General features: G+C 31.6%; 18 protein-coding genes. All 18 read right to left on the reverse strand.

Features of this window, described 5'->3' with window-relative positions; genetic code table 11:
- Window positions 1-246 precede the first annotated feature (246 nt).
- On the reverse strand, window positions 247-1,674 hold the full coding sequence (locus P700755_RS14990; RefSeq protein ID WP_015025483.1) for a S41 family peptidase: 1,428 nt from the start codon (window positions 1,672-1,674) through the stop codon (window positions 247-249).
- 185 nt (window positions 1,675-1,859) lie between these two features.
- On the reverse strand, window positions 1,860-2,501 hold the full coding sequence (locus tag P700755_RS14995; RefSeq protein ID WP_041758423.1) for a helix-turn-helix domain-containing protein: 642 nt from the start codon (window positions 2,499-2,501) through the stop codon (window positions 1,860-1,862).
- Window positions 2,502-2,879: 378 nt separating this feature from the next.
- Window positions 2,880-4,475, reverse strand: a complete 1,596-nt coding sequence (locus P700755_RS15005) for an IS5-like element ISPto9 family transposase (protein ID WP_015025484.1) — start codon at window positions 4,473-4,475, stop codon at window positions 2,880-2,882.
- Between the two features lie 1,252 nt (window positions 4,476-5,727).
- Window positions 5,728-6,216 (reverse strand): nuclear transport factor 2 family protein, encoded by a 489-nt coding sequence (locus P700755_RS15010; protein WP_015025486.1) that lies wholly within the window; start codon window positions 6,214-6,216, stop codon window positions 5,728-5,730.
- Between the two features lie 487 nt (window positions 6,217-6,703).
- Entirely contained in the window at window positions 6,704-7,681 is a 978-nt protein-coding gene (locus tag P700755_RS15015; protein WP_041758579.1) for an IS30 family transposase, read from the reverse strand.
- Window positions 7,682-7,809: 128 nt separating this feature from the next.
- Window positions 7,810-8,118: a hypothetical protein gene (locus P700755_RS15020; protein ID WP_015025487.1), complete on the reverse strand. Its 309-nt coding sequence runs from the start codon at window positions 8,116-8,118 to the stop codon at window positions 7,810-7,812.
- A gap of 111 nt (window positions 8,119-8,229) precedes the next feature.
- Complete coding sequence (locus P700755_RS15025; RefSeq protein ID WP_245535954.1) at window positions 8,230-8,601, reverse strand: hypothetical protein; 372 nt, start codon at window positions 8,599-8,601, stop codon at window positions 8,230-8,232.
- A 54-nt stretch (window positions 8,602-8,655) separates the two neighbouring features.
- A complete protein-coding gene (locus tag P700755_RS15030) occupies window positions 8,656-9,195 on the reverse strand; it encodes a cupin domain-containing protein (RefSeq protein ID WP_015025489.1) in 540 nt (179 codons plus the stop codon).
- A gap of 10 nt (window positions 9,196-9,205) precedes the next feature.
- Window positions 9,206-10,291 (reverse strand): SMP-30/gluconolactonase/LRE family protein, encoded by a 1,086-nt coding sequence (locus P700755_RS15035; RefSeq protein ID WP_015025490.1) that lies wholly within the window; start codon window positions 10,289-10,291, stop codon window positions 9,206-9,208.
- 84 nt (window positions 10,292-10,375) lie between these two features.
- The gene (locus P700755_RS15040) at window positions 10,376-10,951 is read right to left on the reverse strand and encodes a Crp/Fnr family transcriptional regulator (RefSeq protein WP_015025491.1); all 576 of its coding nucleotides are present in this window, start codon (window positions 10,949-10,951) and stop codon (window positions 10,376-10,378) included.
- A 236-nt stretch (window positions 10,952-11,187) separates the two neighbouring features.
- Window positions 11,188-13,890: a hypothetical protein gene (locus P700755_RS15045; RefSeq protein WP_015025493.1), complete on the reverse strand. Its 2,703-nt coding sequence runs from the start codon at window positions 13,888-13,890 to the stop codon at window positions 11,188-11,190.
- Window positions 13,891-14,513: 623 nt separating this feature from the next.
- Entirely contained in the window at window positions 14,514-15,011 is a 498-nt protein-coding gene (locus P700755_RS15050; protein ID WP_015025494.1) for a hypothetical protein, read from the reverse strand.
- Between the two features lie 163 nt (window positions 15,012-15,174).
- Entirely contained in the window at window positions 15,175-15,396 is a 222-nt protein-coding gene (locus tag P700755_RS15055) for a hypothetical protein (RefSeq protein ID WP_015025495.1), read from the reverse strand.
- Window positions 15,397-15,781: 385 nt separating this feature from the next.
- Window positions 15,782-16,264, reverse strand: a complete 483-nt coding sequence (locus P700755_RS15060) for a hypothetical protein (protein WP_015025496.1) — start codon at window positions 16,262-16,264, stop codon at window positions 15,782-15,784.
- 502 nt (window positions 16,265-16,766) lie between these two features.
- A complete protein-coding gene (locus P700755_RS15065) occupies window positions 16,767-17,504 on the reverse strand; it encodes an ATPase (protein WP_015025497.1) in 738 nt (245 codons plus the stop codon).
- 19 nt (window positions 17,505-17,523) lie between these two features.
- A complete protein-coding gene (locus tag P700755_RS15070) occupies window positions 17,524-17,883 on the reverse strand; it encodes a hypothetical protein (RefSeq protein ID WP_015025498.1) in 360 nt (119 codons plus the stop codon).
- Window positions 17,884-18,733: 850 nt separating this feature from the next.
- On the reverse strand, window positions 18,734-19,045 hold the full coding sequence (locus P700755_RS20875; RefSeq protein ID WP_245535955.1) for a hypothetical protein: 312 nt from the start codon (window positions 19,043-19,045) through the stop codon (window positions 18,734-18,736).
- Between the two features lie 4 nt (window positions 19,046-19,049).
- Entirely contained in the window at window positions 19,050-19,298 is a 249-nt protein-coding gene (locus P700755_RS15080) for a hypothetical protein (RefSeq protein WP_015025499.1), read from the reverse strand.
- Between the last annotated feature and the right edge of the window lie 23 nt (window positions 19,299-19,321).

Consider the following 19,321-nt stretch of genomic DNA (forward strand, 5'->3'; position numbering starts at 1 on the left):
GGTCTCGGCTATAGTTAGTACGGGATTAAAAGAAAATAAATTTTCGATTAAGCACTTAGCCAAAACTTTTTATTTTGTTTTATCTTTTTATTTCTAAAGCCAAATCAAAAGATTTGGCGGACTTGGTTTAAAACTCCAAACTTTGGGTTAAGCACCAAAACCCGTATTAATTATAGCCATTGTTGGCAATAGTATTTATTATTCTTAATTTCTCTTCAGAATACTATTTTTTAGATATATTGTTAGTTATCGATTTTTTATAAACTCTAAAGTGAAATTCAAAACACTATCATAGTCATTCAATTCTTGACCAATTGTATTTCTTATCCAATAATCCGGTTTAATACCGTGACTATCATTTTTATAATCTACGTTCATTTCCCAAACAACCAGAGGTATTTTTACCTTTTGTTTAGTGTAAGGTAAAGTAATAATATAAGATATTCCACTTGTATTCTGAACCTTATTTCCACCTACTTCTTCTCCTATAAAAATTACATTTCTATTGTTCTTTAAAAAAGAGGTAAATTCGCCTGTGGCAGAAAACGATTTACCATTTATAAGTATATAAAGTTTTCCTTTAAAGTTATCTTTTTTTGGTGAAAAGACATCCATTCCTTCAATCTTTCGCAGGCTGTAATGATTATCCATTGTTTTTTTTAACTTAAGCCAGCTAAATGCATTTAGCCAAAACACACCCTGATTACTATAATACTTTTTGTCTTTAATCTTCTTAGTAATTGTATAAACATCTTTATACATAACAAACTCTTTATCTAACAGATAAGACAAAAGCTCTTGAGTAGGAAGAGCATCACCTCCACTATTATCTCTAACATCAATAATTAAATGTTCAATTGTATTATGTTTAATTTTTTTAAATGATTCTTCTAAAAAACTTAGATAGTTTTCTTTTTCTAATTTTCTTTCTGAAAAAGTAGAAAATGTTAAAATACCTACCTTATTGTTTATTTCAAAACTCAAAGGTTTTTGTTTTTTACTCTTTTCGTAAGCATTAACTACTTCATCATTCAATAATGTGCTTTTTAATTCAATTTGAACATTTTTATTATCCTTACTTATAGTAATTGTATGATTAGATTTTGAGCCATAAATTAATGCGTAGTCTAATCCAAATAATGAAGATAAATTTTCATTTGGAAAAGTTAAATTATCACCATCTCTTGTATAATTTTTGAGTAGTGAATTATATATTTCTCCTATTGGTTGCTTATCAATTTTTAAAATCTGTAATCCTAATAAATCCTCATACCCTTTTGCAAAAAAATCACCTACATAAAATGAATCTTTATATTTATATAGTTGTATTGGAAGTAACTTGAAATCTTTTTTAAGTTTTGGATATGGGATGTCCGTATGTCCGTTTTTAATAACGCTATTTAATGGAGTTAATAGTCTATAAAACTCAAAGGTTCCCATAGAATCTTTCAAGTTTTTCTGAGTTTGTATAAACCAATCATCTATTATCTTCTTTGAAGAATAAGTATATAAACCTCCGTGGTTTTTTTCTAGATTCGATTTTAAAATAGCTAAGTCTTTTTCTAGGTATATTTTGCTGATTTTATCTTGAGAATATCCTACTTGAAAGAATAAAATAGAAAATAGCGTAATAAAAATTGTTTGCGCAAAAAAAGGTATGTTAGTTCTGATCATACTGATTAAGTGTTATTGATTATTAATATTTGTAATTTTATATTGATTTTACACTGTAGAAATTATGAACGTTATTAAGGAAAAAGGATTCTAAAGTTTGAAATCAAGTAGTTTTACTGAATGCAAAAATAGACCAGAATGTCTAATGTTTAGTTTCGATTTGTTAGCATTGAAGAAATTGGTACTTATTTATTTTTATTCTTGTAGGCTCGTGGAGTTATTCCTGTGAATTTTTTTAATACTTTGTGAAATGTTGTATTTGAAGAAAACCCAGCTTCAAGACCTATTGATTCAATATTGTATTTATCGAAGGTATTATCGTGTAACATTTTTTTTGCTTCTTCAACTCTATATTGATTTACATAGCTTGAAAAATTATCTTCGGTATTTGAATTAATAATTTGAGATAAATATCCTGCGCTAATACCTAATCTTTCAGCAGTAGATTCTCTAGTAACATTTGGGTTTCTATATTCATATTCTTCTTTAAATAGACTTTCGAATTTTTCAAAAATAGTATTAGAAGAATTAGGAGTTTTAGATATGTTTAGTTCTTGAGTTTTTAATATTTGTTTTATCTCATTTGCTTCAGCATATAATTTTCGGTTGTAAATTGTATAATAAGATACCCAGTAAAGAAAAAAAGAAATTCCAATAAATAGTATGATTGTATAATAGCTTGCTTTTTTAGTTACTAAAATACCTTCAGTAAAATCGAGAAGAATCCAAAGACCAATTAGTGAGCTTAATATAAAATGCAATTGCCATAACCAATTTTTCGACTTTTGAGAATCAGAATTTTTTAAGATAAAATATAGGTAGGTCATTAAAAAAAAATATAAATGTAGACCAGCTTACTTTCAAGAACAAATAAGCTAAATTTTATACGAGAAAAAATTTCGTTTGTAAAAATGAAAATATCAAAATCTCTCTCTAGATTATGAATGGAATTTAAGAGTAGTGATGCAATAAAGGGTAAATACAGTAATTTAAGTTCATTATATGTATTAAGATTATGGTTGATGCTTTTTATAACAAAAAGGAAAATAAAAACGGGAGTAAGAAATACCCATTCTATATTGTCAATTATTCTTAATTTTTTATTCTCTTCATAAATACCTACTTCTGCAAGTAGTCTATTGAGCATTAATAGAGAAATAGTTAAAATTGCATATCCTAAATAGGGCTTGCTGATTTACTCAAGCTTATTTTAGTTCAAGAGGTATGTAATTTTGAATAAAAAAGGGTTTAGTGACATCAGTATTATAGAAACACCCTTTTATTTTGGGATTTAGCTTAGCGTATATCCAATTTTCAAATAAGGCACAAAAAATAGCATATTTATCTGCTATTTTTGATAAGTTTATTAAGTTCATTATGAAGAAAATGGCACTAATCCAGCTTTCTGATGTGTCTTTCCTTTTAGCTTTTATTTTGCTAAGTCCGTATGCGTTTTTTGCTTGTCCAAACTTTCCTTCTATTAGGTTTCTTTGGTTTCGCTCTTTTTTGAGTTTTCGCTTTTGATAGGCAGAAAGTTCTTGTTTTGGCGGTCTCCCTAATGGTTTTCCTACAATTCTAATCCCTTTTTCTTTGAGCCATTTTCTGTTCTCTCTGTTAAGGTATATTTGGTCTGCCAGTAGTAATTCTGGGTAGTGACCAAAGGTGATTCTGTAGGATTCTACTTGTAATACTAAATCTTTAGATTCATTAAATTGATCCCAACTTATATGTTCTACTCTACTCATTCCATCTATCTCACTAGCACTAATCTTTGCTCCAAATTCTGTCGATACTTTATCCTTTCCTCTTGGGATAGGGCGAACGTAAGGTTGATAAATATTGACTATTCTATTTTTTACACTATTAACTTTTTCGTGATACATATAGTTTTGTTGTTCATAGATGAGTTGAAGCACCCAGTAAATCTTTTGGTCCCGTTTTGGTAAAGGGAATTTACAGGGATAAGCAGTTCTAAGATCTGTAAACATGCCAGGCAAGTGTTCCTCCTTTTTTTGATCTTCTATTTGGTCTAACAGTTTTTCAATATAAGATAGGTTACGCCTGGTATATCCTAGTTGTTTTCGAATGAACTTGTTTATTTGTTTGGTTGTCTTTCTGCGTTTTTTAGAAAATACAAGATATTCTGTTCTTGCTACTCGACGGTAATCTCGAGGTTTATTAACTCCTTGGGTTTGCTCGTAAAGCAAATCTATAATTCGCTCACTTTCTTTGCGTGCTGTATTAAGCAGACCAGCATCGGTAGGGAACACTATTCTTTGATCAGCCACACTAGCATCAATCTTTAGTTTGCCTTTGTGTTTACTATCAGAGGCAGATTGATTAGGGGCCTCTTCCTCGGTGTTCTTTTGAATATTCCTTGCCCTTTTTGGCTTCAAGCTATCTGCTTTTTCAATGATTAGAGTATTCCAAGAGTCAAAATTTACTGCCCCCATTCGTTTACGAATAGCTACAAGTACAGTGGGGTGAAAAGGGGGTTTGGTTTGAAAACACTTTAATCCACAGAAATATTGCAAGTAGATGTTTTCGCTAATCATCGCAACGGTCTCTCTATCGTTTAGCCCTATCTTATGCTTTACAATAATTGCACCTATAACCATGCGGACATCAATACTCTCTCTACCATTACGTGCATTGAGTTTATTGGAATATACCTTTGCCAAAGCATCCCAAGGGATGAGTTGTGCTAATTTTACCCAGCGATTATCAGATAACAATTCTTGTTCGAAGGGATGTGAAAACTCGGATAAACTTAACTGATTAGAAGGCGTATATTTTATCATAACTGCATAGGTTTATGAGTAAAAGATACGAAAAACCATGCAATTACGCAAGAAAAAAACGTGTATTTTCATGCGTAAAACACTGATGCTTAATTTAATAGATGATAATTATAAGAAAATCAGCAAGCCCTAAATATTTATTTGTAATGCTTTTTAATGAGGGTCTAAATAATATTGCTAGTCCAAGGAAAAATCCTAGAGCAACATTTATGGTAAAAAGAAACATTAGAAGTTTCATTTAACTTTTATATGATTTGAAGTTTATATTATTGCCAACGATTGAGCTATGTATAGTGGCCCTTCGGGGGCATTATACATAGGTCCTGTTGTATGTAGTTTTCTTTTATCCCTGATTAATTTAATTTTACTTTCTAAAATTAAGGATAAAATGAAAACCTAGTTTAAGATACCAAAGATATATACGAGATTGTTTTTCAAGATTCCCTCAGACCATGTTTTTTAGGTATGGCTAACAAACGTTGACTGGGGAAGCGTATATCCGTTGCTGATTATTGTTATAAATTCCAATAAACTTGACTTTGTCAAAAATTTTACCGTCCTTTATATAAGTAGTTTTAACTTGTCAAAGTTTTGAGAGCGAGCTCTCAACGCAGAAAGCAAAACTACTTGAGGAAAAGCCCTTCCTAAAGTCAGTCCTTATCCAACAATAATCAGCATCTCCGCTCTGTTTTGTCCCACAACTCACGTAACCCTTGAAAAACAACACCTCACGGTATCTTAAATTACATAGAACGTATGGATAACACAACAAGTTGTGTTATCTCCATTTTATTCACAATTTAAATTTAGTGATTTTATTACTGTCTTAACATTAAAACTAGGCTTTAATAAACGGTGAAAACTTGGAGGTAATTAATTTGCCTCTTAAATCACAATAGTAAAGTATACTCTATTATAAATCTTTAAAAAATAACCTCCAAACACCTACTAAAATACCGTTTTATAGCTGCTAGCAGGCAAATTAATAGCTGATTAATGGCTTCAAATTGCTCTACAATCACCTTGGATTAGAAGACTATTAGATTTGCAAACCTGCTTGTCTCAACGCTGGTTATCAAGTTAAAAATTTCCGTTTTACCTAGATAGTTAGAAGAGGAACACAATAAAAAACTCAAATCACAGATATAAATAAATCTCTGAGCCTAGACTACTAGTGTTTCAAATTAAAGTAGAAAAGAGTTGTTTTTTACCTCCATTCTTTTTTGCCTGCTGGCTTTATTCAGATTTCCATTTAATGTAAACTTATAACTTTCGCCATTTTCCAATCCCCATTTTCATTATGCCACATTGTAATAAATTTACTTGGTATTGATTTAGCATTAGGTTCTTGGTTATTATGAAATTTATGAAATCCTATTTGTACTGCACCATAATTATTAATTGGATAAACTTCAAGACTTCCATCTACCAGTTCTCTAGTAACTTTCCCGCAAATATTCCGTTTCGTTCCTTCAATAATTTCTTTTTTGGATGTCATTAAACCTCCTTTATCGTGAAAAAACTCAATATTATCAGAGTAAATTAAAGCCTGCTTTTCTAAATCACAGTTGTTATATGCATCAAAAAACTCTTTATCCATTGCTTTTATTTCATCAAATATTTTTTTGTCAACAGGAGCATATTCTCTTTTTTGAGTTGATTTTTTTTCAGCTTCTGTTACACACGAAATAAATGATATTATCAGAAATAGAATGGTTAACATTTTAATTGATTCTTTCATATTCGTTTATTATTAGTTTTAGAGGCCGTTTTGCACTTGCAGGTAACGGACTTAGATATGTTTTAGTTGAGTTTTAAAAGGTAAAGACTTTTTAAGTTAGTACTAACAGAAATATTTACTTTTTGATTTGACTTCTTCACCTTAAAAGCCAAATTTAAAAATTTTGCGGATTCGAAAACTTTCCCAAAACTATGGATTTGGTTTCAAACATAGCTATGAGATATAAGCGTTTTTAGCTGCTGGACTTCATTCCGATTTCTTCATCTTTATGATTATGACACTATCATATTTATCAGATGTATATTTCGCGATTTCCTGTTCGTCTTTGATTACAGTCACAGTTTCTATTTCGTCTGTATTTATTTTTTCGAGTTCCGCTTCAGTTATCGGTTTTTCATTTAGTAAAATGAGCACTTTACTGTCAGAAATACTTTTTGCAGCTCTTTCTTGAAATGGTTTTGTTTCAATTAATAAAACTCCGCCGGATTCAAGTCATAAATGCAACTTCTGGGTTAAATAATAATTGATCCATTACAAATATAGGATTTTCATAATTGAACCTTTTTCTAGGTCTTAGATTTAATTTCTCTTGTATCTGTTTTACTTGGTAATCAGTGATTTTTGTAAAGTCTGTTTTTTTAGGTAAATATTGTCTTATCAGTCCGTTTAGGTTTTCGTTTGAACCCCGTTCCCAGGAGTGATAAGGTCTTGCAAAATAATAATCTATATTTAGCTCTTGCGCTACCACAAGGTGGTCTGCAAACTCTTTTCCATTATCCGCTGTAATAGTTTTCAAATAAGGTTTCCAATCCTCTAATAAATCTATGATTGCTAAGCCTACCCCTTTGGATTCTTTAGAAGGAACTTTTTTCATTTTAAGCATTCCAGAGCTTCTATCATTAATTGTTAGAATAGCTTGATTGTGATTTTTACCTATTATCAAATCCACTTCAAGATCTCCAAAGCGATCTCTGAGCTCCACTTTACTAGGTCGTTTTTCTATACTTACCCTGTCTTTTATAATACCCCTAGAATCCTTTGCTGCGCCTCTTTTACGATAACGCCTGCCTTGATGTCTTAGATGCTTATGTAGGGTTCCTTTATGTTTTTTATCATTCCAGATATGTTGATAAAGTGTTTCAACACTTACACTAGGTTCTTGGTGTTTCTTTAATATCCCTACTACCTGTTCTGGACTATAATCTAACTTTAAAAGCCTTTCTGAAGCTGTTTTTATTTCATTTGTAAAACAAATCTGTTTAGGTTTTGTTTTATGTCTCTCGCGACACTTTTTCACAGCTAATTCATAGCGATATTCACCGCTTCTTTGATCCTTATTACGCTTTAGCTCTCGACTAATTACTGACTTGTCTTTGTCTATACTTTCTGCAATAGCTCTATGGTTATAGCCTTCTTTGCGCATTACAGATATTGTATATCTTTGTTCTTTGGTAAGGTGACTCATTGCAACTTCTTTTTTGGCGATTTGATGCTGTAAAAATAACCTTTCCATCAAAACAAGAAAGAGGAATATTTTCCTCTTTCTTGTTTTGAAAAAGTAGCTATAATAATCAAATCTAAAAGTTGCATTTATTAGTTGAATTCAAGTCCATTTAAACTTTGCTTTCCATAAATTCCCTCCATTTGAGGATTGTCCATTGCGATTATACTAAATTCTATAATATCGGATTTATAGAAATTCAATTTATCTAATTGGTCGTCTTTTAAAACTCTTTCATTGATTACAATAACAGGGTTTTTTTTTAACTTTTTTTCTGTGATAGATTTCTCTATAAAATCTGCTATCATATTTTTATCCGAATTTTCGTCGGCAAGCAAATAATCTTGGGTAAATCCGTTGAATGTTAAAAATCCAAATATGATTAAAAATAAGTTCCTCATTTTGTTTTGGTTACGATTTTTTGCATTCCGGCAAAGGTTAATCTATGGTGCGTTTGCATCCCGCAGGGTCCATATGCATTATACATAGTGTTGTGTGATCGTTTTTATATTCTATTCTACTTTGGATGGATTAGTTCTAAAGACATACCCAAATAATATTGCAAAAGTAATATATACGACTGTGAGTGAAATAACGATTTCTACATGCATTTGGATTTCCAAAATAATTTTAATCAATGCAAGTGCACCAACTCCAAAATTCATAAAATTTCCAACGGCTATGGGCTTATTGTATATTCCACCAATTGAAGCTCCTTTTGCCATCCAATTTAATATTGCGAATCCTAAGTAAAGTGCACCTAAGAGTTGGAAAGATAGAGTTGATATCGGGTTTGGAGTAGTCGAAATACTGGAGATGATTTCACCTGGTAGAAACGTTAAAACGATCCCTGACATGCCTAGAAAGACAGTGCTTGCTATCATTAATATTTTTGTATTCATTTTATTTTTATTATTAAGTTAATTATGTGATTGTGCTTATTCATAAAATGCTTTATAGCCCATTAGTTTGGCAAATGGAGCAAGTAGTTTAAAAGTAATTTTTTGGAGCTTCCAATTTGGATGTGCCAATCTTATTTCATTTTTAAAATTGAGTAATATCAGTGCCGTTCTAAAGACATTAGGAGTTCCCCTTTTATTCAATTTATTCTCTCTTTCTAAAACAAAGAATGTTTCAAATAAACTGTCCGTTTTAAGAGCAGGAAAGAACTCCTGAATATAATGTGCATCTGCCTGATCAGCATTATAAAAAGAATGAGGGATGTTTTTAGGAATAGAAATCACATCTCCAACAGAGGCCAAATGTTCCTTGCCATCTGTAGTAAACAAAAGTTGACCCTTTGAAACTGTAAACCTATTTTCCTGATAGGGATGAACATGTGATTTCTCTTTTTGAGAGCTAGCTGGGCTCACACAATCAATCTTTAATTGCGTGCCGTTTGTTTCAGCCCATGTTTCTAAAAATGTCATTTTTTGACCAGTTCGAGCATTTACAATCGTATCTCCTTTTTTTATCATGGCTTTAGGTTTAATTGATTGTATCTAATTTGTATTTTCCGATGTAAGGGAGCACATCACCACCAATATACAAGTAGCCATTAAACTCTTTAACAGCTCCTGCTTCTGGCAAAACAACTCCTTCTCTATCAAAGAGTGTTTCTAAGATTTCACCATCCGTTGAAATGTTCATAACCATTCCAAAAGGTTCGGCTTTGGGTTGTACGAATTCCGGTAACCCGTAAACGAATTTTTTCATTCCTGTTTTGGGATGTATTTCGTCCAAAGCCTTGTTTCTTTTTGTTGAAAATCCCAACCAATAAGTTCCGTCCTCTCTAATTGAAATTCCATTGGGAAAACCGTGAAGGTTGTCCATGAATACTTCTGTTAGGCCTGCATTTTCACCAGAGATCCAATATTTTAAGACTCTGTATTTTGTTGTTTCTACCATCAAAAGGTGGGTTTGATCTTTTGAGACTACGACACCATTGCCAAAATAGACGCCATCAATAAGCGTTTTTACTTCTTTTGTTGCAGGATTGTAGCTGTGCAACCCCCCAAGGGGTCTCATTTCCATGATAATCTTTCGGCCATATTTGATAGAATATGCTGAGGTTTCTGAAGTATTACTGAAATAAATCATCCCATTATCGGCAATATCCAATCCATTCGGAATAAGAAATGGTCTTCCGTGTTCATCAGTTGCGGCCAACACAGTGACATTCTTTGTCGGACTTATGCTTATTAACCCTTGTTTGTGGCTTAAGGCAATGACGTTGCTTTCTTTATCGAAATGCAATCCAGCTACCCATGAACCTGAATTATAAAACTCTTCAACTTTTCCTAAAGGATCTACTTTTAAAATTCGTCCATCACTAAAATCCGCATTATGCACACCTGTGTATATATTCCCTAGGGAATCGAACAGGATATCCTCAGGTCCATACCAATTGTCGATTTCGATTTTTTTACTTGTTGCGAGTTTGTCATTTAATTGTGTTGCGCCCTCAAAAGAAGGAATTGTTTTTGGTTGATAAGCCAATGGCTTTATGTCACAAGAACTAAGCAGTAATCCAGATAGAATTAATACCACAGAAATCATTTTTACTTTTTTCATCACTTTGTTTTTATTATTATGCTACAAAGCAACGACCGTAAAAGAGGGAATCCCTTTACATATGTAAAGAAATGAATTGGGGGATTATTTGGATGCGAACTGTTTTCTGATTCGACTTAATTGAGTGGCAGATATGCCTAAATAGGAAGCGATATGAAATTGAGAAATGAGTTGTTCGAGAGTTGGGAATTCTTTTTGAAAAAGGATATACCGTTGAGAAGCATCAAGCAATACAATTTCAATTTCTTTCTTTTCTTTTTCTAAAAAATAATACTCTGCTATTTTCCTTGCGAATCTTTCCAAATCTGAACATTCGTCAAAAAGAGCTGTCAATGTTTTGTAATCACAGGTATAAATTACACAGTCTGTTAGAGCCTGTTGCGCAATGAGGTTTTTATTTCCTGTTAGCAAAGAGGTATAAGCACCGATTATACTTTGCCCAACAAAGAATTGTTTGTTGTAATCTTTGCCTTCCTGATTTATGAAAAAAGCTCTAACAACACCTGTTTTAAGAAAAGCTATTTGCCGAGCGGTTTTATTTTCTTGAGCGAAGTATTCGTTCTTTAGAAGTTTACCCTCCTTAAAAAATGGAATTATTTTATCCCATGTTGATTCATTAAGCTTGGAAATTGCATTGAAATAATCCTTTAGTTCGTTCATAAATTAGTGGCATTCACTTGGCAGGTTGTATGACTCAAAACGTCAACTGTATGATTAGCATGAGAATTAAAAAGCAATAAACTTTCAATTTAGCACTTAGCCAAGTCAAATATTTTTATAATTATTTTTCTTTCTTCGTTATTAAAATTTTGGTTTGGCAGTTTTCAATTGAAACTTCCAACTTGCCGCCAAAAAAACCCCTATGTTTTTTAGCCATTGTTGGCAAATCGTTCTTTTTAGTATCGGTCGTCATAATTACCATCTAAAATAGCTTTCCAATATTTTTCATCTTTATAACCTTTTATTTGTTTCTTCCAACCTTTGACCTTGTAATTCGGAATGGTTGTTTCTAAATCTAATTGACCTTTTTCAATCAATTTGTCGATAAGCTTTTTTAAATATGGGTTTGCAAGTCGCATATCTTCATTATCTCTTGTAGAAAATCGTCTAGTAAGTAAATATTCTAATGTGTTTTTATTCTGCCCATAATCAAAAATCAACATATCTAGAATTTGATGTTGATTATAATACATATCTTCTACGGTTTGTTTTTGTAGCTTACGATAGCGCCAAGTACTCCCTAAATAATTAGCCTGCCCAACAATAGAAGCCCGAGCCAATAAGCGTCTGCGATGAGTTCTATAGATGGAGTCTCCGCCAGATACTGTGTGTTCAGAATCTAATAGCGTTCTCATTAATTTGGCGTCACAGCGGTCAATTGCAAATTTGGTGAGGTTTTGAGATTCATATTGGTAGAAAGATATATCCCTATATGCTTTAAAGGCAGATGCTTTATTAAAATTTTTTTCTCCTAAGACGGATTCCTTCATCATAGATAGTGTAGGAAATTTTATGAAATTAAAATCAATATCATTCACATTATAATTTACAATGGACTCTCCAATCCACTCTTTCACGAATATGTCTAAATCTTCATTCATTAGGTTAACCCCATTGTTTAAAAGAACAAGATCTAGAGACAAGTACCGATAAACATATTTATTGTTTTTATATAAAATATCTTTACTGAACTGTCTGTATAGTTCAGTTCTATTTTCTTTTACCCACTTGGAATAGAATTCCTTATTACTTTCGTAAATAGTAAAAAACACATCTTTATTCTTTGAATAAAATAATATTTCAAATGTTTTTCGTTTTGACTTTGTACTTCTTAGTGAATGATAAATATTCATTGCTTCAATGGTGTCATTTGCATCAGCAGAACCTAATAATTCTCGAACCTTTATTGCGTCAGAATTTTCAAAAGTATACTTAGATTGCCCTCCTTTTAATTTGGATATTTTCTTAAAACTATAAATAGACACAGATTCTTCAGCTATATCTAATGGACTTTTTGAATCAATCGTAAAATTAACTCCAAAGCCCATTTCAGAAAATCGTTCAACTGTATTGGGAGCATCTAACATTGCTGATGTCATAATTACTTCACGTACTTTTTTAGTAATTATCGTTTCTGTTTTTCCTTCTAAATCACTATTTAAGAAAGCTTGTACAACATTGGGTTGATCTACTTTAATCGCATAAACAATAGGTGCATCACCATCAATACTAACCGCATGATGAAGTCCCGCACTCACGATATTCTCGATTAACTTTTGATTATTTTCTTTAATAGCTTCCTTAAATCTTGTTTCTAAACTTAATTTTATGATTAAAAATTCAGAAGATTTATCATCGTCAAAATAAGATGGAGCTTTTGATTTAGCGGTTAAAAAACTAGAATAGGCAACTAAAGGGTTGTTTACTCCAGCATAATGTCCCATTAAATAATAATATGCTGTTTTTGGATTTTCCGTTGCTGCCAATCCCGTAAATTTCATAGCCCCTTGCTGAAATACTTCTCTACCTGTCTTCAGGTATAATTGATATTTTCGCTTCGCTGTTTGAATGTATTGAATGTCTTTAGCTATTAAATTATTTGACATTCCTACAACTTTGGTTGGAGTAGGGCAGTTGTTCTTTGTCCATGATGTACTTGAATAATCAAAATTATTGGTCATAGACTCTTTAAAACAATTGTGATGTTCAACAAATTTCAATAAATACTCTTCCTCTTCTTTTGTAAAAGCATACGCTGCTCTTTGATAATACTGGTTTATGGCATTGTCATTAAGTTCCATTGCTTTCCAGTAAAAGTTACTCATTTGGTTTGCAGCTTCATTAACTAATTGTTGTCTATAGGCTTGGGCTCTGCGCCTTGCATCACGTTTTGCTTCTCCTTGGTCTATCAAAGACAAAGCACTAAATAAGGCGCCTTCATGATTCCCTGTACTTAAATCAGTTAATGTTGAGTTCAAAGTATTTGTAACTTGATTCAAATTATCTGCTTTGTTTTGCAATTGTAATTCAGAAATAGCTTGCATGTTATTATTAAACTCCTGCAAAAGTGCTTCCGGTGATGAAGCTTGATTTAATTGACTATAACTTTTGACTTGGTTAGCGAATGCCTTGGCTATTTCAATCCCTTGTGTTTGGAAGGCCATGGCATTGCTATAGTTTGCAAGACTTTGTTTTAGTTTTTGGGAGGTGCTATTTGATGCGCTAACAGAACCATTTGATGATTGATTCATTCTATTTTTTTTACAATCAGCAACAGCTACCCTTGGAACACTCCCGTAAGCCGAGAAATCACTGTCAATAATTCCTTTAGTAGTATTCATAGCTTGGACTAATTTAGGGAATTCAGCATCAGTTAGATTATCAGGGTTATCACATTGGCATTTATACGCTTGCCAAGCAGCTAATTGTGACCAAGCTTGGATTTTCTTGCCACTACTAACTCTCTCAGTAGGTGTCCAAGAATTTGCTGCTTGAATTTTAGATACATAATTTTGAGCCTCTGGACATTGTTGAGCCTTCGTTTTAAAAAAGGAGAGTACTATAAAAATGGAAAATAGTAGTTTGATTCGTTTGTTCATAGTTTATTTTTAATGTTATTCACATAATAAATTTAGCTATTTTTTTATTATCATAAAAATTTTAACATTAAATACAGACTTTAATAAACGGTGAAATCTTGTATATAATTAATCTACCTCTTAAATCACAACAATAAAGTACTCTCTTTCTCTCTATTCTAAATGCTTAAAAATAACCTAGTAACATTTATAGACATGTTGAGTTATATCTACTAACAGGCAAATCAAAAGCTGATTAATAGCCTTCAATGGCTTATCAATCACATTGGTTTAGAAGACGAACGAGTTTGCAAAAACCATTGGTTTCAACGTTGGTTATGAAGTTGAAGGTTTCTTTTTTTTCCTAGATAGGTAGAAGAATAAACAATAAAATAATCTCCCTAAAAAACCCCTTATTTAGATAAGCAAATGAATAAAGAGGGATGCAAAGCTCTCTAAAAATAAGCTTCTCCTCATCCAAGGTTCTTGCCAACTCATAGAATTCCCCCTTACCAGCAATCCCGGATCAGTCAATAAATCATATAGTGGACTCCATTGAGCCTGCCTGTCGTGCCTTGGCAGGCAGGCCTGTCGAAGTGTTGGCTTATCGGCACCCCATATGCTTGGTCATTGTGGCTGGTATTTTATATACTTTCTTCCATTAGTCTTTTGGAAAGTTCCTCTTTTTTATTATCATCAATAGAGTCACATAATTGAATGTATTGATATATAATATTTTTATTATTTAAACACATCTTTATTAATCTACCACTAGATAAAGAAGTAATTCCCTCATTTTCAATATTCGAAATAGTGTTTTTACTAAAACCTAATACAATACTAAATGTAGATGCAGGAATTCTATATCTAGTCCTAAAACTAATTATTTCACTTGGTGCAGCCGCTCCTTTTGCAATAAGATAAGCATTTTTGAGTGCTTTCATATTGCGGTCTATTTGATTTTTAGTATAATATTTGACCTTTTTGGTTTTATTGATTTTACCAGTATCCTCATTTACTTCACAATCTAAATAATACACTTCAGTATATTCTAGTTTTATTCCTTTAAATGTTTTCTCAATAGAATTATATAGTTCACTAGTAGGCTTATTTCCTCTTGTTAATACTTTTTTAGCTTCCATAATATTAGTTTTTAAAGGGTTGAGTCATTGGATAGTTAGGTACGTGATTCGAAAAAAGTAATATCTGTAACCCTTTGGCTTCCAGTCCGTAATTTAAATAAATCTCCACAGTATCCTCTCCTACAGATGTACGAAATGCACACACGTTAAAATCAGCTCTTCCTTACGGGTCAATTCCTCTGTAATAATTATCTGTTGTTAAATCCATAACTGCAGACTCAATATCAGTAGCATCAATATCGAATTCAAGCACTAAATCTCCCGATTCAGAACTTGCTTTTCCAGTAAAGGTTATATCAACACCATGCGAAATTCTTTTCTTGGTTTCATCGATAAATTCTTGTATTACTGCCATATTATCAACAGTGTATGTTGATTCTGTCATAGAACCTCAATTAACCCATTTAATTTTGAAACAAATATACAAAAATCATTCTGTATTCCCAATTATTGGGAATACTTAATGATTTTTAAATGTGGTTTATTTAAAAGGAAAGTATTTAGCGAATGGGAGTCATTTGGGTAATGTGGTACAATGTCAGCCTTAAAATATTGGTTCTTTAATACAATAATTCTTCGGCCACAATTTTTAGGGCATGCTAGGGCTGTTTTTTTACAAAGATTGGAAGACTATTAGGTTTGCAAAACCCATTGATCTCACCGTTGGTTATGAACTTTAAAGTTTCTGATTTACCTAGACTACTAGGGTCTCAAAGTTAATGGAAAAGAGACTTGTTTTTTACCTCCATTCTTTGTTGAGCATAGTTATTTTAATCCACATAAACCTCAGTAGCTTTTCCTAACTCAATTCCATTGGCAATAAATGTTATTTTCTTTTTTGATTTAGGAACTTGAATAATTAAAAAATACGATAGTTCTTTGTCATCATTCTCAATATTTGAATTCACGAAATTATACTCAATCAGAAGTTTTTCATCATCCTCTTTAATTCCAACTAATTCAATTTTGTCCAATCCTTTTTTGCTTTTGTCTGTTTTAAAAATCTCAATCAGCATTTTCTTTTTGTAAAGTTTTTTTTCATTCAAATTATATTTTTCTAAGAAATTAGGTGGTAAATAGTCTTTGTTAAAATATTTATTAAAACAGATGATTTGTAGTTCAGGAATAGGTGAGTCAGTTCCTTCAGCTATTATTTTGTATTCAACCTGAATTAACTTTTCATCCTGAGAAAATACTTTTTCTGATGAGATAAGTCCGATGATAAAGCATATCATTATTATTTTATTTTTCATTCGATTTCAGTTTTTTTTTAATTATGTCCAACCATATGTATAAAATAACAAGTTGTGATACCCCTATTTTAGTGTTAGTATAAATTTAGTGATTTTTTTATGGTCTAAAAGCCTTAACATTAAAAATAGGCTTTAATAAATCGTAAAATCTCGGAGGTGATTATTCTAACTCTTAAATCACAACTGTAAAGTACTCATTAATTATAAATGCTTAAAAAATAACCTCCAAACCCCTATTAAAATTCTGTTTTATAGATACTAATAGGCAAATCATTAGTTGATTAATGGCCTCCAACGGCTTTACAATCACTTTGGATTAGAAGACTATTAGGTTTGCAAAAACCTGTTGATTATAAAGTTGGAAGTTTATTTGTTGTCTAAATAATTAGAGAAAAAACAACAAAAGGATCACAAATGAGAATCCATGAGCCTAGACTACTAGTGTTTCAAATTAAAGTAGAAAAGAGTTATTTTTACTTCAGTTGTTCGTTGTGTTCAATATTTATTTAATTCCTAAGCAGTATTTATCTACCCAATTAGGTATTCTATCACTTTGATAAGTAACAGTTTTAGCTTTGTGAATGTCAAGAATTAATCTAGATTTACTTTCACTATTATCAAAAATAAAAGTTCTATACGTTGATTTTATAGCATCTTGCAACATTTCTAAACTTCTATAGTATCTTTCTTCTATTTTAATAGGTGGAACTGGGTGGCCACCATTCAGAACTCTTTCAATTACACGAGATTTATTAATTTCAACACTTTCGGTAGATATAAAATAAAGATAGTTCTTGTAATTTTTCTGTTTTGAGAATTTTAAAGTCTCTATTTTAGAAGGGTGAGACATTACTGTTTCAAATGAAAGTTTTTGTCCTGATTTAATTAGTTCTTGTCGTAAAAAATCAGTTAAAATTGACGCCTCATAAGAATGAGTTCGTGAATTATGATTTAGAATTAGACCATCTTCAAAAGTTAAGTCAATTTTATATCCATCATTTTCTGCTTTTCTAAATAAAGTATGAGAAGAAATGAAGTCATTAAATTTAGATCCAACTTCTGCAGAAAGATTGAAGTCAGAAATACTAATTGAATTTTTCTTTTTGAGTTTTTTCTCTATTTCATCTGCGTTTAAATAAATCCCCAAATCCAAATCGTATTCGATTTTAATTTCATTAAAAACAGTGGTTTTTCCTGAACCATTTGGTCCAGCGAACATTCTTAATCTTTTATTTGGCATTTATTTCTAATCTAAATATTTAAAGAGAAGTGGTTTTTCCAACAACAACTCGTCTTTCTTCTATTTTAGAAATTACTTGGTAAGGTTTACCAGATCTTTTTCGAATTAGTTTTCCGTTTTGAACAATGATGACTTCGTTAGCAATTCTTTTTGCTCTTTCAAATCCTTTTTTTGTCCCTTTAGCGGCAATCCAACTTAATAGAGATAAGTCTAGTTTGTCCTCAACAATTCTAAATTCAACGGCAGTTGCCTTTTTAGATTTATCTTTATTTGATAAATACTTTTTATTAATATTTTCTAATCTTACTTTTCCCATTGCTTTTTGAATTATACAATACATGCTAAAATACAAATAATGTGCCAATTTGACAAATTGCATATAACGTGATATTTATGGCCAGTTAAGTGTTTAAAAGTTAAGTTAGTAAGTAAAACATGAATCAGTTAAGTCTGTGAGGGCTTTCGTAAGTAAGCGATTTGCTAATAATTAATTTTATACCATGTGTGTGCCCAGCATGAGCTCCTTTTTATTTACGTTAATATAGTTAATTAATTTAAAGTTTGCAAGTCCCTTATGAGCAAGGGGTGACCCTTCGTTTTTCCAAGGACATGCTCTTTAAAGCACTAGTGAGTTGCAAGGTTGTCGTCTGTGATGACAAAACTGAAAAAAGCGAAACTACAATCCCAAGAGGTATCGGTACCGTACTGCCCCCGTTTAATTAAGGGCAGACCAAACAGAAACTTTGTACGAGGCATAAATAAATGGGTAAGTAATTGCATCATTATATAGCCCCAAAGTTCAAAAAAAAATCTCCTTCAGATGACCAACTAAATAAAAAGGGATGCAAAGCACTCTAAAAACAACCTTCTCCTTTTGTAAGGTTTTTGCCAACTCTTCGAATCCCTCTTTATTTAAAAATCCCTGATCAGTCAACAAATCATGTAGCGGACTCCACTGAGCCTGCCTGTCGTGCCTTGGCAGGCAGGGCTGTCGAAGTGTTGCCTTATCGACACTCCATATGCTTGGTCATTGTGACTGGTATTTTATATACTTTCTTCCATTAGTCTTTTGGAAAGTTCCTCTTTTTTATTATCATCAATAGAGTCACATAATTGAATGTATTGATATATAATATCTTTATTATTTAAACACATCTTTATTAATCTACCACTAGATAAAGAAGTAATCCCCTCATTTTCAATATTTGAAATAGTGTTTTTACTAAAACCTAATACAATACTAAATGTAGATGCAGGGATTCTATATCTAGCCTAAAACTAATTATTTCACTTGGTGCAGCTGCTCCTTTTGCAATAAGATAAGCATTTTTGAGAGCTTTCATATTGCGGTTCATTTGATTTTTAGTATAATATTTGACTTTTTTGGTTTTATTGATTTTACCAGTATCCTCATTTACTTCACAATCTAAATAATACACTTCAGTATATTCTAGTTTTATTCCTTTAAATGTTTTCTCAATAGAATTATATAGTTCACTAGTAAGCTTATTTTCTCTTGTTAATACTTTTTTAGCTTCCATAATATTAGTTTTTAAAGGGTTGAGTCATTGGATAGTTAGGTACGTGATTCGAAAAAAGTAATATCTGTAACCCTTTGGCTTCCAGTCCATACTTTAAATAAATCTCCACAGTATCCTCTCCTACAGATGTACAAAATGCACACACATTAAAATCAGCTCTTCCTGACGGGTCAATTCCTCCGTAATAATTATCTGTTGTTAAATCCATAACTGCAGACTCCATATCAGTAGCATCAATATCGAATTCAAGCACTAAATCTCCCGATTCAGAACCTG

Origin of the sequence: Psychroflexus torquis ATCC 700755 (assembly GCF_000153485.2) — a bacterium.
Lineage (GTDB): Bacteria > Bacteroidota > Bacteroidia > Flavobacteriales > Flavobacteriaceae > Psychroflexus > Psychroflexus torquis.

Coding starts and splice junctions, on each gene's coding strand:
- P700755_RS14990 (WP_015025483.1), bottom strand. CDS start 1,674: ATGATCAGAACTAACATACCTTTTTTTGCGCAAACAATTTTTATTACG.
- P700755_RS14995 (WP_041758423.1), bottom strand. CDS start 2,501: ATGACCTACCTATATTTTATCTTAAAAAATTCTGATTCTCAAAAGTCG.
- P700755_RS15005 (WP_015025484.1), bottom strand. CDS start 4,475: ATGATAAAATATACGCCTTCTAATCAGTTAAGTTTATCCGAGTTTTCA.
- P700755_RS15010 (WP_015025486.1), bottom strand. CDS start 6,216: ATGAAAGAATCAATTAAAATGTTAACCATTCTATTTCTGATAATATCA.
- P700755_RS15015 (WP_041758579.1), bottom strand. CDS start 7,681: ATGAGTCACCTTACCAAAGAACAAAGATATACAATATCTGTAATGCGC.
- P700755_RS15020 (WP_015025487.1), bottom strand. CDS start 8,118: ATGAGGAACTTATTTTTAATCATATTTGGATTTTTAACATTCAACGGA.
- P700755_RS15025 (WP_245535954.1), bottom strand. CDS start 8,601: ATGATAGCAAGCACTGTCTTTCTAGGCATGTCAGGGATCGTTTTAACG.
- P700755_RS15030 (WP_015025489.1), bottom strand. CDS start 9,195: ATGATAAAAAAAGGAGATACGATTGTAAATGCTCGAACTGGTCAAAAA.
- P700755_RS15035 (WP_015025490.1), bottom strand. CDS start 10,291: ATGAAAAAAGTAAAAATGATTTCTGTGGTATTAATTCTATCTGGATTA.
- P700755_RS15040 (WP_015025491.1), bottom strand. CDS start 10,951: ATGAACGAACTAAAGGATTATTTCAATGCAATTTCCAAGCTTAATGAA.
- P700755_RS15045 (WP_015025493.1), bottom strand. CDS start 13,890: ATGAACAAACGAATCAAACTACTATTTTCCATTTTTATAGTACTCTCC.
- P700755_RS15050 (WP_015025494.1), bottom strand. CDS start 15,011: ATGGAAGCTAAAAAAGTATTAACAAGAGGAAATAAGCCTACTAGTGAA.
- P700755_RS15055 (WP_015025495.1), bottom strand. CDS start 15,396: ATGACAGAATCAACATACACTGTTGATAATATGGCAGTAATACAAGAA.
- P700755_RS15060 (WP_015025496.1), bottom strand. CDS start 16,264: ATGAAAAATAAAATAATAATGATATGCTTTATCATCGGACTTATCTCA.
- P700755_RS15065 (WP_015025497.1), bottom strand. CDS start 17,504: ATGCCAAATAAAAGATTAAGAATGTTCGCTGGACCAAATGGTTCAGGA.
- P700755_RS15070 (WP_015025498.1), bottom strand. CDS start 17,883: ATGCAATTTGTCAAATTGGCACATTATTTGTATTTTAGCATGTATTGT.
- P700755_RS20875 (WP_245535955.1), bottom strand. CDS start 19,045: ATGGAAGCTAAAAAAGTATTAACAAGAGAAAATAAGCTTACTAGTGAA.